The sequence below is a fragment of the Alloacidobacterium dinghuense genome (assembly GCF_014274465.1).
GTDB lineage: Bacteria > Acidobacteriota > Terriglobia > Terriglobales > Acidobacteriaceae > Alloacidobacterium > Alloacidobacterium dinghuense.
Genome location: NZ_CP060394.1, coordinates 3507190 through 3522479, shown reverse-complemented (window position 1 = coordinate 3522479; position 15290 = coordinate 3507190). Strand labels below are relative to the sequence as shown.

Annotated in this window: 12 protein-coding genes; 9 read left to right on the top strand and 3 right to left on the bottom strand. The window is 56.3% G+C overall.

The window, feature by feature from the left end; translation table 11 throughout:
• Window positions 1-405: 405 nt before the first annotated feature.
• The 8 genes from H7849_RS14470 to H7849_RS14435 all read left to right on the top strand — a co-directional run bounded on the left by H7849_RS14470 (window position 406) and on the right by H7849_RS14435 (window position 10946).
• Entirely contained in the window at window positions 406-726 is a 321-nt protein-coding gene (locus tag H7849_RS14470; RefSeq protein WP_186740231.1) for a hypothetical protein, read from the top strand.
• 87 nt (window positions 727-813) lie between these two features.
• Window positions 814-2139 carry a TROVE domain-containing protein gene (locus tag H7849_RS14465; protein WP_186740229.1) on the top strand — a complete coding sequence of 442 codons (1326 nt, stop codon included), beginning with the start codon at window positions 814-816 and terminating at the stop codon, window positions 2137-2139.
• 120 nt (window positions 2140-2259) lie between these two features.
• Window positions 2260-3264 (top strand): ATP-grasp domain-containing protein, encoded by a 1005-nt coding sequence (locus tag H7849_RS14460; protein ID WP_186740227.1) that lies wholly within the window; start codon window positions 2260-2262, stop codon window positions 3262-3264.
• 101 nt (window positions 3265-3365) lie between these two features.
• On the top strand, window positions 3366-4478 hold the full coding sequence (locus tag H7849_RS14455) for a carboxylate-amine ligase (protein WP_186740225.1): 1113 nt from the start codon (window positions 3366-3368) through the stop codon (window positions 4476-4478).
• Between the two features lie 73 nt (window positions 4479-4551).
• On the top strand, window positions 4552-6171 hold the full coding sequence (locus H7849_RS14450) for a tannase/feruloyl esterase family alpha/beta hydrolase (RefSeq protein ID WP_186740223.1): 1620 nt from the start codon (window positions 4552-4554) through the stop codon (window positions 6169-6171).
• Between the two features lie 76 nt (window positions 6172-6247).
• Complete coding sequence (locus H7849_RS14445) at window positions 6248-8725, top strand: ABC transporter permease (protein ID WP_186740221.1); 2478 nt, start codon at window positions 6248-6250, stop codon at window positions 8723-8725.
• Between the two features lie 92 nt (window positions 8726-8817).
• The gene (locus tag H7849_RS14440; protein WP_251106275.1) at window positions 8818-9864 is read left to right on the top strand and encodes an aminopeptidase; all 1047 of its coding nucleotides are present in this window, start codon (window positions 8818-8820) and stop codon (window positions 9862-9864) included.
• A 95-nt stretch (window positions 9865-9959) separates the two neighbouring features.
• Window positions 9960-10946, top strand: coding sequence for an aldo/keto reductase (locus H7849_RS14435; RefSeq protein ID WP_186740219.1), 987 nt, complete (start codon window positions 9960-9962; stop codon window positions 10944-10946).
• 66 nt (window positions 10947-11012) lie between these two features.
• Here H7849_RS14435 and H7849_RS14430 read toward each other — a convergent pair whose 3' ends face one another.
• Entirely contained in the window at window positions 11013-11396 is a 384-nt protein-coding gene (locus H7849_RS14430; RefSeq protein ID WP_186740217.1) for a c-type cytochrome, read from the bottom strand.
• 128 nt (window positions 11397-11524) lie between these two features.
• Window positions 11525-12031, bottom strand: coding sequence for a DUF1801 domain-containing protein (locus H7849_RS14425; RefSeq protein WP_186740215.1), 507 nt, complete (start codon window positions 12029-12031; stop codon window positions 11525-11527).
• A gap of 107 nt (window positions 12032-12138) precedes the next feature.
• Here H7849_RS14425 and H7849_RS14420 point away from each other — a divergent pair, with 107 nt between their 5' ends.
• A complete protein-coding gene (locus tag H7849_RS14420) occupies window positions 12139-14289 on the top strand; it encodes an outer membrane protein assembly factor BamB family protein (protein WP_222439653.1) in 2151 nt (716 codons plus the stop codon).
• Window positions 14290-14699: 410 nt separating this feature from the next.
• Here H7849_RS14420 and H7849_RS14415 read toward each other — a convergent pair whose 3' ends face one another.
• Window positions 14700-15161 (bottom strand): MarR family winged helix-turn-helix transcriptional regulator, encoded by a 462-nt coding sequence (locus tag H7849_RS14415; RefSeq protein WP_251106274.1) that lies wholly within the window; start codon window positions 15159-15161, stop codon window positions 14700-14702.
• Window positions 15162-15290 lie beyond the last annotated feature (129 nt).

The following is a 15290-nucleotide window of genomic DNA, read 5'->3' as shown; positions in this document are numbered from 1 at the left end:
GAGTGGTGTAGCACGCGGATACCTCGTCTTGACACGGCAACTCCGCCATAGCGACCGTTCCCTCGCGTTCCCAAAATGCGAAAAATCGCGCATGTTGGGGACACTGATTGCAGGCATGCGCCAGTGGTGAAGTGTGCGGATACTTCTTGGTCGGAGCCCGAAAGGGTGCGGTTCGAACCCGCAATAGCCGCATACGATGTTTCCCTGGCGTGAACAACTCCGGTGGTGAAGGCGCGGGATACGTCTCTCCACCCGCGTACGGCAGGCGAAAGGGAATCGCCAGTTCGCGCAAGCGAATGCCGCACGTGCTGCTCTTCCCCGGAGACTACTCTACGGCGCCAGGAATGCGTACCTGCATCTCTGGTGTACAACCTGAACCTTCAACCGTGTGCAAGGAGACACGCAATGAGCATCAGCATCACTGTGCGTAACGGCACTGCAATTGGCAAGGAGTCGCTCTGCCGCACCTGCCGTTACGCCAGCATCCAGCTGGGCTACTCCGAGAGTGAGGAGGAAATTCGCTGCGGCTACTTTAGCGAGTTGCCGCGTTTGGTGCCGTTTCCGGTCAGCCGTTGCAGCGACTACCTCAGCAAGCTCGCCCCGACTCTTTACGAGTTGGAAAAGATCGCATTCATCATCGATGTCAAGGATGTGAAGGCAACTTCTCGTGTCGGTTTTGCAGGTGCAGCTGTCACTGCCGGCACTTGTGAGGAGGGCAGTGAGTAGTCATATCGTTTGACTCTGTTCCGGCTTTACCAAGATGCCGGCTGCGAACAGAGCCGCAATGGCGGGCATCTTGAAGGGAGGCGCTCTATGCGCCTGAATATATTGAAACTTAGTCAACCCGTATTCAGCGGAGCGCCCTTGGTGACGCATGAGGGCGCACCCGCTGTTGTCATCAGCGCAGGAGAGCAGTTGAGACGCTCCGTGCTGGCCTGCATGTTGTGGGAGGACCAGTTCTACGAGGATGGTGTAACCATTGCCGAGCGCATCGCCGCGCTCGTTCCGCGGGTTGAAGCAGGGAAGGTGGCTGTGCTCGCTATCGAGGCGCGCGAGAAGATGAAGCTGCGCCATGCGCCGCTATTGCTGGTTCGTGAGATGGCCCGCTATGCCACGCATCGCGGACTGGTAGCTGAGACGCTGGCTCGCGTGATTCAGCGTGCAGACGAACTGTCGGAGTTCCTTGCTATTTATTGGAAGGATGGACGGCAGCCTTTGTCTGCGCAGGTGAAGAAGGGACTGGCCGCGGCCTTTACGAGGTTCGACGCGTATGCACTGGCAAAGTATGACCGTGCAGGCGCGGTCAAATTGCGCGACGTGCTGTTTCTGACGCACGCAAAGCCGTTGACCGCCGACCAGTCATTCACGTGGCGTCAGCTCGTGGAGGGGACACTGCCTTCGCCTGAGACCTGGGAGGTGCGGCTGTCTCGTGGCGAGCAGAAGCGCGAAGTGTGGGAGTCGATGCTGATCGAGAACCGCCTCGGCGCTCTCGCTCTGCTTCGCAACCTGCGCAACATGCAGGCTGCGGGCGTCGATCCGGAGCTGGTGCGCTATGCGCTTGAAGTGATTCGCGTCGAGCGCGTGCTGCCGTTTCGCTTCATCGCTGCGGCGCGTCATGCTCCGCAGTGGGAGCCGTGGATCGAGCAGGCGATGTTCGCGAGCCTGAGCGGCCAGTTGCGTCTGATGGGCAAGACTATTTTGCTTATCGACGTTTCCGGCAGCATGGACGCGAAGCTGTCTGCGCGTTCCGAGATGCCGCGGATGGATGCAGCTGCGAGTCTTGCGGTGCTGTTGCGCGAGATTGCCGAAGAGGTGAGCATCTATACCTTTTCGGATGCTCTTGCCGCAGTCCCGGCACGTCGGGGCTTTGCTCTGCGCGATGCCATTGGGCACAGCCAGCCGCATGGTGGCACGCAGCTGAGCCGTGCATTGAATGAACTGCGTGAGCGCGGTGACCGCCTGATCGTTATCACCGACGAGCAGTCTCACGACCGCGTGCCTGCGCCGAAGTACGGACGCGGATACGTGGTCAACGTAGCCAGCTACGGCAATGGAGTGGGCTACGGCGCGTGGACGCATATCGATGGCTGGAGCGAAGCCGTCATTGAGTACATTCGTTCTGTCGAGACAGCCGCATAAAGGGAAGCGGGCGAACCGTTCGCTTCCCGTCTTTTTCTTTAATCTTTTCTTTGCATGCAGCTGTTGCCTCAGCTAAGGTGACGGTGTGAGAGTTGCATTTCAACTGGGAGGGGAAAGACTGTGAAAAAGATCGGCGTTCTCTTTGGTATGGAAAACACCTTTCCCGGTGCGCTGGTCGAGCGCATCAATTCGATGAATTTAGATGGCATTACGGCTGAGTTCGTGCAGACCGGTGGTGTCTGGCTCGACAAACCACCTGCGTACTCGGTGATTGTCGACCGTATTTCGCATGACATTCCGTTTTATCGCGCCTTCCTGAAGCATGCCGTGCTGAACGGAACGGTGGTGATCAACAATCCCTTCTGGTGGTCGGCAGATGACAAGTTCTTTAACTACTCGTTGGCGGCAAAGCTCGGTGTTGCTGTGCCTCCGACTGTAGTTCTGCCGCACAAACACTATCCCGAGGGAACCACCGAGCGCTCCATGCGAAACCTGGAATATCCGCTGAACTGGGATGGAATTTTCGAGTATGTTGGTTTTCCTTCGTTTCTCAAGCCCGTCGACGGCGGCGGTTGGCGTGACGTGCATCACGTGCACAATCCCGACGAATTCTTTCACGCATACGACCAGAGCCGTGATCTATGCATGACTTTGCAGCGCGCCGTGAAGTTTAACGAGTATTTTCGGTGTTATGTGGTGGGACAGGAGAAGGTCCACATCATGCCCTATGACCCACGCCGTCCGCATCACGAGCGCTACCTGCGCAATCCGCCGGAGTATGACAAGAAATTGTTGAAACGTGTTGAGAAGGACGCCCTGGCGCTGTGTCAGGCCCTAGGCTATGACCTGAATACGGTTGAATTTGCAGTGGAAGATGGCATACCGTATGCGATTGACTTTATGAATCCAGCGCCGGATGCCGATCTGCATTCAGTTGGCCAAGAGAATTTTGACTGGATTGTCGAAAAGGTCGCTGATCTGGCGGTCAAGAAGGCTAAGTCTGCGCCGAAGGTATCAGAATTGCGCTGGAGTGCGTTTCTGAACGATGACGCTAAGCCTGCGAAGGCAACAGCAAAGAAGAAGAGCAAACCCAAGAAGAAGGCTGTCGAAGTTTCCCATGCCTGAAGCTGTTAAAAACTTTTGCGTAAGAAGGGAAGGGCTTCTTGGCAGAAATCGGTCTACACTCTTCTACTAGCTCAGGAAACCAAGCGCGGAGCGCATAGCCTATGATGCCATCATTCACGATCGGTATTGAAGAGGAATACCAGACCGTCGACCCGGTGACGCGCGATCTGCGCTCACACATTGCGACCGAGATGCTGGCGAAGGGTAAACGCCGTCTCGCCGAGCGCGTCAAGGCGGAGATGCACCAGTCGGTGGTGGAAGTGGGCACCACCATCTGCAAGACCATCAAGGAAGCACGCGAGGATCTTTTCGATCTGCGACGGCAGATGATTCATCTTGCGCGGGAGCACAATTTGCTGCTGGTGGCGGGGGCAACGCATCCGTTCGCTGATTGGCGCACGCAGGAAATCTATCCGGATGATCGCTACAAGCGCGTGGTGGAGGACTTGCAACTAGTCGCGCGCGCCAATCTGATCTTTGGCCTTCATGTTCATATTGGTGTGGAAGACCGTGAGGCGGCCATTCGGCTTATGAACTCCATGCGGTATTTTCTGCCGCATATTCTTGCTCTGTCGACCAACTCGCCCTTTTGGCGCGGCATGAAGACAGGACTGAAGAGCTACCGCGCTAAAGTTTTCGACAAATTTCCGCGCACGAATATTCCGGATAGCTTCGCAAGCTATGCGGAGTATGAAGGTTTCGTCAACCTGCTCATCAAGACCAATTGCCTCGATAACGCAAAGAAGATCTGGTGGGATATTCGTCCGCATCCTTTCTTCAATACGGTCGAGGTGCGCGCTTGCGATCTGCCTATGCGCGCCGAAGAGACTCTGGCCATTGCCGCGCTCATTCAGGCCACCGCTGCCAAGCTCTACCTGCTGCATTCGCGCAACCAGGATTACCGGCAGTATTCGCGCGCTCTGGTGATGGAAAATAAATGGCGCGCTGTTCGATACGGCCTTGATGGAAAGCTCATCGATTTCGGTAAAGAGACAGAAGTACCGGAGCGGGAACTTATACTCGAATATCTCGACTTCGTCGCCGAGGTAGTCGATGAGCTGAACAGCCACGAAGAGATTGCTTACATCCGCAAAATTCTTGAGATGGGCACCGGCGCCGACCGCCAGTTGCGTAAGTTTGAAGAGACGGACGATCTTAAAGCGGTCGTCGATTACATGGCGGAGGAAACTCAGGCTGGCCTCTTTGAAGATTAGGCGCTCGGAGACTTCATCGGCTTGTGCCGATTTTCCCTTGTAAGATTGCTGCTCTTCTGCGAGCCTAACGGCCATGCGTACACGCGCCTTCCTTCTGCTACTTTCTGCCCTGTTGGCGTTTCGTGCAGCTGCCTTTGCTGACGATGCTGCTTCGGCCCAACGCTGTGCGGAGCTGAAGCGCCTGGCAATTCCTGAGGCCAACATTGTCTCGGCTGAAATAGTTGCGGCCGGTGTGTTTACGCCTCCTGACCTGAAAACAGGACAAAGGGTGCCGCACGTGTATAAAACGGCTCCAAGCTTCTGCCGCGTGGTCGCGACGCTCAAACCCACAGCTGACTCCGATATCAAGGTAGAAGTGTGGATGCCTGCCAGCGGATGGAATGGGAAATTTCGAGGACAGGGAAACGGCGGATTCGCAGGCTATATCGCCTATGCCGGGCTCGCGGCTTCAGTAAGTCAGGGCTACGCGGCGGCCAGCACCGATACGGGGCATTCCACGCCTGGCGCGGAATGGGCTCTTGGGCACCCAGAGAAGGTTGTCGATTACGGTTATCGTGCTGTGCATGAGATGACGGTCGATGCGAAGGGCATTGTGAAGGCCTTCTACGACGATGATGTGAAACGGTCGTACTTTGCGAGTTGTTCGAATGGCGGACGCCAGGCGTTGATGGAAGCACAACGTTTCCCCGAAGACTATGACGGGATTATTGCCGGAGCGCCTGCAAATGCGTGGGTGCCGATGCTCACCAATGGGCTGAATCTTCTGCAAGCCACCGATCAGGCCGGCTATATCCCGGCTGCCAAAATTCCCGCGATCGGCAAGGCAGTGCTGGCAACATGCGACGCCAAAGATGGGGTGATGGACGGTGTGCTCAACGATCCCAGGGAGTGCCATTTCGATCCGTCAACGCTGCTTTGCAAAGGTGCGAATTCAGACTCATGCCTGACGGCCCCGCAGGTGGACTCGCTGAAAAAGATCTATGTGGGACTGCATGATGCCGCCGGCAAGCAGATATTTCCCGGCGTTCTGCCTGGTGCAGAAGAAGGGCGTGGCGGCTGGGGCACGTGGATAACTGGTTCAGAAGAAGGCAAAAGCGCGGGGGCATTCTATGTCACGGGATACTTCACAAACATGGTGTATGGCAAGTCAGACTGGGATTTCAAAACGGCGAAAATCGACGACTCACTCAAGCTGGCCTATGAGAAGACGGGTGATTCGCTTGATGCCATGAATCCCGATCTGAAGCCATTTCTAGCGCGAGGCAAGTTGATTCTGTATCACGGGTGGAATGATCCCGGAATCTCCCCACTGAACTCCGTCAACTACTACACCAACGTCGTCGGTGCTGTAGGCGCACGGACGGCGGAGCAGTCGATGCGTCTCTACATGGTTCCGGGAATGCAACATTGCGGAGGAGGGCCAGGGGCAACTTCATTTGGACAGGATGAAGCTGCGCCAAGAAGCGATGCCAGTCATGACATCTTCACTGCGCTGGTGCAATGGGTAGAAAACGGCAACGCGCCCTCGCAGATTGTTGCGACGAAATTCAATGAAAGCGACCCGGCGAATGATAGCCCTCGGCAGATCGAGATGACCCGCCCACTGTGTACTTATCCGCAGGTTGCAAAGTACAACGGTAGCGGCGCGAAGAATCTTGCCCAGTCCTTTGTCTGCGTCGCTGATGACCGTTGATTGCTGATCATCTGGTTGTGTGGCGCGTACGAAAGAAGCCATAATCTGGCAACGGAGTCTAACGATTAGAGGGCTCATGTACGCGATCCTGCAGAATTTTCGTCTTGCACTTCGCCAGTTGCGAAAGGGGCCGGGCTTCGCTGTCACCGTTGTCCTCACCCTGGCGCTGGGAATTGGCGCTACGACTGCGATCTTCTCGCTCGTTGAAGGCATTCTGCTCCGTCCGCTGCCGTTCAAAGATGCAGACCAGTTGGTTCTTCTCGGCGATCATCTGGCGACCGGCTACAACACTCCGGGCGTTACTGCTCGCGAAATTGAAACATATGTAGGCGCGACGCACGCTTTTTCGTCAATGGGTGCCTATACGTCGGGGGGTTATGAGGTCTCTGGATCTGCCACTCCCGAGCGAGTTTCTGCGGCCCGGCTGAATGCGAGCGTTTTTTCTACACTTGGTGTTCATCCTGTGCTCGGGCGTGTCTTCACGGGACAGGAAGAAGATGCTCATCAACCGCTTGTTGTTCTGAGCTATGCTCTCTGGCTGAACCGTTATCACCGCGATCGAAATATTCTCGGCGGCTCTATCGTTCTTGATCGCAGGCTCTACACCATCATTGGAGTCATGCCCCGGGGCTTCGAGTTTCCGCTGCAGCCTGGGCATCTGGATCAGGTGCAGCTCTGGGTGCCCCTGAGCCTCACGCCGGATGAACTCGCTGACCAGAGCCTTGGCTTCTGGGGATATCACCTGGTCGGACGCCTCAAGGATGGAGTCACGATTCCCCAGGCTGTGCAGGATACTGATCGTGTTGCGCAGCAGATCATGCGGAATTTTCCGGCAAGCCTGTCTGCGATTCACATAACTGGCGATGTGAAGCTGGTGCGCGAACTTCTTATTGCCGATGTTCGTCCACTGCTGCGTACTTTGTTCCTTGCGGTTGCGGTTGTATTGCTGATCGCCTGTGCAAATGTTGCCGGATTGCTTCTGGTCCGCGCCATCCGCCGCCGTCGCGAATACGCTGTCCGCCTTGCCCTCGGCGCTCGTTCTTCCACAATCCTCGGCGAGTCGGTCTCCGAAGGACTGTTGCTCAGCATCTCTGGTGGACTGTTGGGATTGGTGTTTGCCGCGGGCGTTATCCGCACTGCGCTACATCTTCTACCGGAATCGATGCCGCGCGTTGACTCGGTCACCATTGATGCGGGTGTGATCGTCTTTGCTCTCGTCACCGCGCTGGCAACAGGCGTGCTCTGCAGCCTTGCGCCTGCTTTCGCTGCATTGCAAACCAACCTGACCGAGAGCCTTAAGGAAGGCGTGCGGAGCGGCACCGGAACATCGAGCCATTCGTGGCTGCGCTCTGCATTAGTTGTTTCCGAGATTGCAATCGCGCTGGTTCTGTTGACCGTTGCGGGCGCGTTCCTGCGCAGCTTCCAGAAGATGCGTGCCGTCGATCCCGGCTTTCGTCCCGATCACGTTCTTGTTGGGAGCTTCACTCTCCCTCTCAATCACTACCCTACCGAAGCGTCAGTCGATGTCTTCCGCCATTCCGTCATCGACCAATTCAGTGGCAAGCCTGGAGTCATCGCCGCCGGTATCGCGGATTCTCTTCCCGCATCTGGCGTCTCGCGAGGTTCAGCCTACACAGTTGAAGGTGTGCCGATCAGCCGTTGGAAGCTGCAATTCGCTTCACTGGCAACCGTGTATGGAGACTATTTCCGCACCATGCGTATTCCGCTGCTCGAAGGCCGCTACTTCACCCTCAATGACAACGCCGACGCTCCACCTGTCGTGATCATGAACCAGAGTATGGCCAAGCATTGCTGGCCCGGTCAGGAGGCTATTGGCAAGCGAATCCATGTCGGCAACCCGAAGCGGACCTATCCATGGGCAACTGTGGTTGGCATTGTCGCTGATACCAAGATCGGCTCGCTTGACGAACCCAGCGCTGACCAATGGTATGCGCCGATGCAGCAACCCGCTATTCTCAACGGCCCGGAAGCTACCGGCACTCTCACGGACCCTTCCACCGGATACATCACGCTTCGCTCCGCACTGCCTCCGGAACAGATGCGGCAAACACTGCTCTCGGCTGTTTCTGGAATCGATCCGTTGCTCGCCTTGCAGCAGGTGCAGCCGATGGATGATGTCATTTCGAATGTGGAAGCGCCGCGGCGTTTCAATACGACGCTCATCACTGCTTTTGCCACTGGTGCTTTGTTGCTCTCGATTACCGGTATCTATGCGGTGGTTGCGTTCTCTGTCTCGCTGCGCACGCAGGAGATTGCTATCCGCATGGTGCTGGGCGCTCAGCGCACTCGTATTGCGCGCCTCGTTCTGATTTCAGGCGCAAAGATGGCCCTTATCGGCTGCGGCATTGGTCTGGTCTGTTCCCTTGCGATCTCGCGGATGATCAGCTCATTTCTTTTTGGCGTGAGCGCAACCGACCCTCTCGTCTATTTCGCCGCGGTGGTGATCATGATGCTGATGGCGCTCGTTGCTTCTGCTCTGCCTGCGAAACGCGCCGCCTCCGCTGAACCGATCGATGCGCTGCGGTCGATTTAGCGGTTTGCATTCCCGTGGAAAACAGGGGTATGCCGTTTCTGTGAATTTCCGGTAGGCTAATGGGAGCCCTAAAAGAGGCAGATCGATCCAGAATGATGTATTCCGTAACACCGCAAGCTCAGGCGCTGCTTGACACGCCATATCCAGAAGAATTCGCGCCCGGAGCGCATGCTGCTGTTTTCAACTGCCTTCGCATAGAACCCAGCGAGAGAGTAACGCTGATCACAGATCGGGAGACCACCCCCATCGCTGCGGCTATCGCCGCCGAACTGGCTGCCAATGGTTGCCAGTGGAATGCCTTCGTGCTTGAAGACCTGGCGCCGCGTCCGCTCAAAGACATGCCTGCCGCCGCGCTGGAAGACATGGAAACGTCGGACATCAGCATCTTCGCCGTAAAAGTGCAGCAGAATGAGTTGCGATCGCGCATGCAGATGACGGAAGTCGTCAACCGCCGACGTATGCGGCACGCGCACATGGTGAACATAACACCGCAGATCATGTGCGAAGGCATGCGGGCGGATTTTGCCCTCGTGGACCAGCTAAGCCAAAAAGTGATTGAGAAGGTGCGCTGCTCCAGCTATATTCGCGCGACCACATCTGCGGGAACGGATATCCGCGCCGACTTAAATCCCGGCTACAAGTGGCTTAAGACCTCCGGCATTATTTCCCGCGAAAAATGGGGAAACCTTCCCGGCGGCGAGATCTTCACGACTCCAGGAGAAGTGAACGGGACGTTCGTCGTCGACGGCGTTGTCGGCGACTATCTTTGTTTCCGCTATGGCCTGCTGGAGTCAGCACCGTTGACGATCGAAATCAAGGGCAATCGAATTGTCGACTGCCATTCCGAAAACCAGCAGCTGCGTGATGATTTCTGGGCGTACACGCACACCGATGAGAACTCTGATCGTGTGGGAGAGTTCGCTATCGGGACGAATCTCGGTATCAAGCAGGTGATTGGAAATATCCTGCAGGATGAAAAATTCCCCGGTATTCATATCGCCTTCGGCAATCCATACGGAGAGCATACGGGAGCACCGTGGACATCGACGACGCACATCGATGTCGTCGGCCTTCGTTTCAACATCTGGGTGGAAGAAGAGCAGATTATGCGTGACGGCCGCTTTCTGGTGCAACTTTAAAGCACTGTAAAACGTCACGTGGTTGCAGTTTTTCGAGGGCGGAGCCGGCTTCAATTTGTGAAGCTGGCTTCCCACGAGAAGCATCTTTATTGTGTATGCCTATTCAAGATCTTCCTGGAACAAAATTTGAGACGCGTCAGCTCGGTAACTCTGACATGCAGCTCACGCCCATCGGCTACGGAGCATGGGCCATCGGCGGCGGCAATTGGGAGTTTGCCTGGGGTGCGCAGGACGACAACGAATCTGTCACCACCATTGAGCGCGCTCTCGACAGCGGAATCAACTGGATCGATACTGCCGCAATCTATGGCCTGGGTCACTCGGAAGAGGTTGTCGCCAAGGCGCTTAAGAATTCACCGCACAAGCCTTATGTCTTTACCAAATGCTCTATGCGCTGGTCCCCCGACCGGCAGATTTACCGTAGTTTAAAGGCCGGCTCGCTGCAGGAAGAGATTGAGAACTCGCTGCGCCGCCTGCGCGTGGATACGATCGATCTCTACCAGATCCATTGGCCCAATCCGGAAGACGAAATCGAAGAGGGATGGGAAACGCTGGCGAGATTCCAGGAACAAGGCAAAGTCCGCCACATTGGCGTTTCGAATTTCAATGTCGAACAAATGAAGCGTGCTCAGAAAATTGCGCCCATCACATCGCTACAGCCGCCTTATTCGATTCTGCGGCGAGACATCGAGACTGAGATCCTGCCGTTTTGCCAACAGGACAACATCGGCGTCATCAACTACTCGCCGATGGTTTCCGGTCTGCTTACCGGCAAGATGACCGCCGACCGCATCAAGGACCTGCCCGAGGATGACTGGCGCAAGCGCAGCCCCAACTTCAACGAGCCTAAGCTTTCGAAGAACCTGAAGCTGGTCGAACTGTTGCGGGAAATCGGCAAGCCGCATGGAGTGGATCCCGGAGTCGTGGCGATTGCCTGGACTCTCCGGCATCCGGCCATTACCGCCGCAATTGTCGGAGCGCGCAGACCCGATCAGATCGACGGGGTGCTTCCGGCAGCAAGCTTCCGGCTCAGTGAGCAGGAAATTGCCCAGATCGAAGCGTTCCAGAAGGAAAACGCGTAAGTCTCTTCCAGTCCAAAATTGAAACCCCTTCCTGCGGTGGGCAGGAAGGGGTTCTTGCTACAGGGCTTATCCCTTCTTTGACATGCTGCGAATGTAAATGACCAGATTCCAGACATCGTCAGGCTTGGCGCGGCCTTCTTCGCCCGGCATCTGCCCCTTGCCCTTCACAATGATGTCGAACATCTGGGAATCGGTCATATCTTTGAGCGAGTCTGGTTTGGTGTAATCCCTCAGCGTGAGCTTCATGGAATCGGCCACATCGCCTTTGCCGTCTCCCTTTTCGCCATGGCATAAAGCGCAATCATAGCCCCAAATCTTCTTTGCATGCGCCTGCGATTCAGGCGTGGGCTTTACGGGATTTGCCTGGCCCGCTGGCGGCGGTTCCTGCGCGGTAACCGATAAAAAACAGACCAACAGCAGTGAGGACGAAAGCAGGAAAGTTCGTAGCATAGCCAAGCCTCCAGGCAAGAGAGCAATTCAGCATTGAGGGAGTGTGCGCCAAGCATGCTACTCCGCTCATAGATGAGGTGAAAAGAGATATTTCCGTCAGCCGCATCAAATAGTAACTAGTCGAAATCTCAGCGTTTTCCCGCTTCAGGATTGCGAGCGCGCGGCATTTTCTCAGCGGGCCGGCGCGGACGTTGTTTTGCTGAAACGGACTTGATAATGAGGTGACGGACGCCCTGCGGGTCGAAAGCCTTCACCGCTCTTGCGACCGCCTCGTTCATGAGCGTCTGCACAGAAGGCTCGTCGAGCGTCGAGACCGACGGCAACCGAATATGCCGGGCCACGTTTCCGCTTCCTTGCAACTTGTCGTCAGGATCGGGAAGGCTGGCTCCCTGCAGGAAGAACATGCTCACCCATTTGGGAAACAGGGCAATCGAGAAGATCGCCTCCGAGGCCCGCTCACTCGGTCCAAAGCCGATCGCAAGCGCATTATAGTTGTCATAGACCAGTTCGATCGCTGTGGGGTAGCGCTTCCGCATCTCCACCAGAATCGACTCGGCGAGCGAGGATATTTCGGGCGTGAATTTTGCCAGAAATGATGCCAGCTGCTTTTCCGGAGAGAGTTTTTGATCGGGCATAGCACTCCACAAGCGTTACCGATTAAATATCAGTACTGCTGGTAAGAAAAGTAATTTTGTAGCCGGTGACTCTGAGGTAAACCAATCGTGCCTTGACAGCAAACGGCATGCACGGTCTACTGGTCGCACTGCAAGCTGTTATCGAACTGCTGCCCCTAAATGCATCTGTGATGATCAAAACGCTAGTCGCCACATCTCTGCTTGCAGTCGCAGCCTTCACAGCCAGGGCTCAAAGCACTCCGACAGAATGGCCGGTGTACGGAGGCCAACTCGCGCAGGATCATTACTCGCCTCTCAATCAGATCAACCGGACGAACGTAAAGAATCTGCAAGTCGCGTGGACCTTCGATACGGGAGAAACCGGCGGCTTTCAGTCGAGCCCTATCATCGTCGGCGGCATCCTTTACTCCTACACTCCGTCGCAGAAGGTTATCGCGCTCGATGCAGCCACCGGCAAGCTGCTCTGGAAGTTTGACAGCGGCATCCAGGGCACACAGCCCGCGCGCGGGCTCGCCTATTGGTCAGACGGTACGAATGGCCGCATTCTTGCGGGCGTGATGAACTTCCTCTACGCGCTTGATACAAAGACCGGCAAACCCATCGCCTCGTTTGGAGAGAGCGGACGGATCGATCTGCGGGAAAACCTCGGGCGCGATTCGGCAACGGTTTCCATTGCGCTCACCAGTCCCGGCATCGTCTACAAGGACCTGATCATCGTCGGGGGCCGCGATCCGGAGACACTGCCGTGTCCTCCAGGGGACATCCGTGCCTACGATGTCCGCACCGGCAAGCTGCGCTGGTCGTTTCACACCATCCCGCACCCTGGCGAGTTCGGCTACGATACCTGGCCCGAGGACGCATGGCAGCGCAGCGGGGCGGCGAATAACTGGGCGGGGATGGCCATCGATGCTGAACGTGGCATCGTCTACGCCCCAACTGGGTCCGCGGCGTTCGATTTTTACGGCGGGGATCGGGTTGGTGACGATCTTTTCGCTAACACTCTCCTCGCCCTGAATGCGGAAACCGGCGAGCGTATCTGGCATTTTCAGGCCGTACGGCATGATTTGTGGGACCGCGACTTTCCGTCGCCTCCGGCGCTTGTGAGCGTTATGCACAAGGGCGCCAAGGTTGATGCTGTGGCCCAAACCACCAAGCAGGGCTGGGTTTATCTCTTCGACCGCGAGGATGGCAAGCCGGTCTTTCCCATCGAGTACAAGAAATACCCGGCAAGCGCTGTGCCCGGTGAGTCCTCCGTGCCGATGCAGCCGCTGCCGGTTATTCCTCCTCCCTATGCGCGGCAGGTTCTGACGGAGGACATGCTGACGAACCGTACGCCGGAGGCTCATGCCTGGGCTGTGCGCGAATTTCGCACCTTTCGCAGCGCCGGGCAGTTTGTTCCGATCGGCATCGACAAACTCACGGTTGTCTTCCCCGGTTACGACGGTGGCGCCGAGTGGGGCGGTCCAGCGGTCGATCCGGAAACGGGCATTCTTTATGTCAACGCAAACGAGATGGCCTGGGTCAGCGCCCTGATCGAAAATAAGCCATCGGCTGAGAGTGGAGTTACGCTCTATCAAAACCAGTGCAGTATCTGTCACCGCGATGATCGCAGCGGCTCTCCACCTGCTTTTCCGTCACTGGTCGATATCGGCAAAACGAGAACTGCTGACCAGATCCGCAGCACCATCCTGCATGGCCAGGGCCGCATGCCCAGCTTTCCGGGCTTTACCGACGAACAGCTCGACGCCCTGATTCGCTACCTGCGTACCGGCATTGAGGACAAGACCGAGCTGAAGAGTGAAAACGCATCAGCAGCCCCGATCGAGAAGTACCGCTTCAGCGGCTATCGCAAATTCCTCGATCCAGATGGCTATCCGGCGATTGCGCCGCCGTGGGGAACTCTCAGCGCTATCGACCTCAACACCGGCAAGTATGCGTGGAAGATTCCGCTCGGCGAGTATCCGGAACTTGCAGCCAAAGGCATGAAGAACACCGGCACGGAGAACTATGGTGGTCCCGTTGTGACTGCAGGCGGGCTGCTCTTTATTGCGGCCACCAGCTACGACAAGCAAATGCGCGCCTTCGACAAGACGACCGGCAAGCTTCTCTGGCAGACGACGCTGCCATTCTCGGGCAACGCGACGCCCGCGACTTATGAAGTGGACGGCAAGCAATTTGTCGTGATTGCCGCCGGCGGTGGCAAAGATCCCCGGTCGCCGTCGGGTGGCGTTTATGTTGCGTTTGCCTTGCCCCGGTGAGGTTTACCCCTCCCCCCATATTTTCGTAAATTCTTCCAAATAAAGGTGTTTGGGGGCATCGTGCTTGTGGCCATGCCATCGTTTTACATTCACCGCAGCGGGCTGTGAGGGACTGCTCTCACACGATGCGTTCGACCAGTTCAGGCAGGCTTCGTGCCGAGTTGGGAAGGATTGCTACCCTCCCCCTTATTTTTTGTAAATTATTCCAAAATAAAGGCAGTTGTGCGCATGCAGTCTGATTCAGTTCGAGTAAATAAAAAAGGCCCACTCCATTGGAGCGGGCCTTTTCGCTTCTCTATTTCAAGGATATCAGGTTCAGGGGTAATTGCATGCCAATAGTCGTTGGAACGAGGATTAATTTTCCCTTCTTCCTTCCCGTTTTGGGATTCGTAGTCACGAAGTGAAATATCCTAACGGTGACCCTCTTGCTCGCTCAATTCTTCGGCGCGTCTTCCGATTCTTTTGAGCATTTCTTCCATCTGGCGCTGCTCCTCGGGTGTGACATCCTGAAATGCACGTTTGATGAGAGCGGCATGCTGGCGGAAGATCGGTACGAATACTCGGCGTCCCTTCTCCGTTAGTGAAACAGTGCGAACGCGGCGATCGCTCTCGCTCTCCACGCGACTAACTAACCCCTTCTTGTACAGTCGATCGACTGCTACGCTAACAGATCCGGGGTTGAGGTCCACCTTCGGGCCAAGGGCGTTCACAGGCATCGGCCCTTGGTGCAGGAGAACGTCAAGGACCCGGAAATCCGAGTCCCCCAAGCCCTCCTTGAGAATAGGAGGGAGAGCCAAGTTATGGATCGTCCGTACAGCCTGCAACATACTGTCCCAGGTGTGAATTGCTTCCGGCATTTTTCCGCGTTCCATAAAAAATGAATTCGCCTTCCGTCAAAAATGAATCCGCCCCTAGTATAGTCGGCATCATATATATCGACATCGATAGAAGCGATATCGATGCTAATTCGGATGCGGCAGGTGGCCGCGGAGGAGAAAACA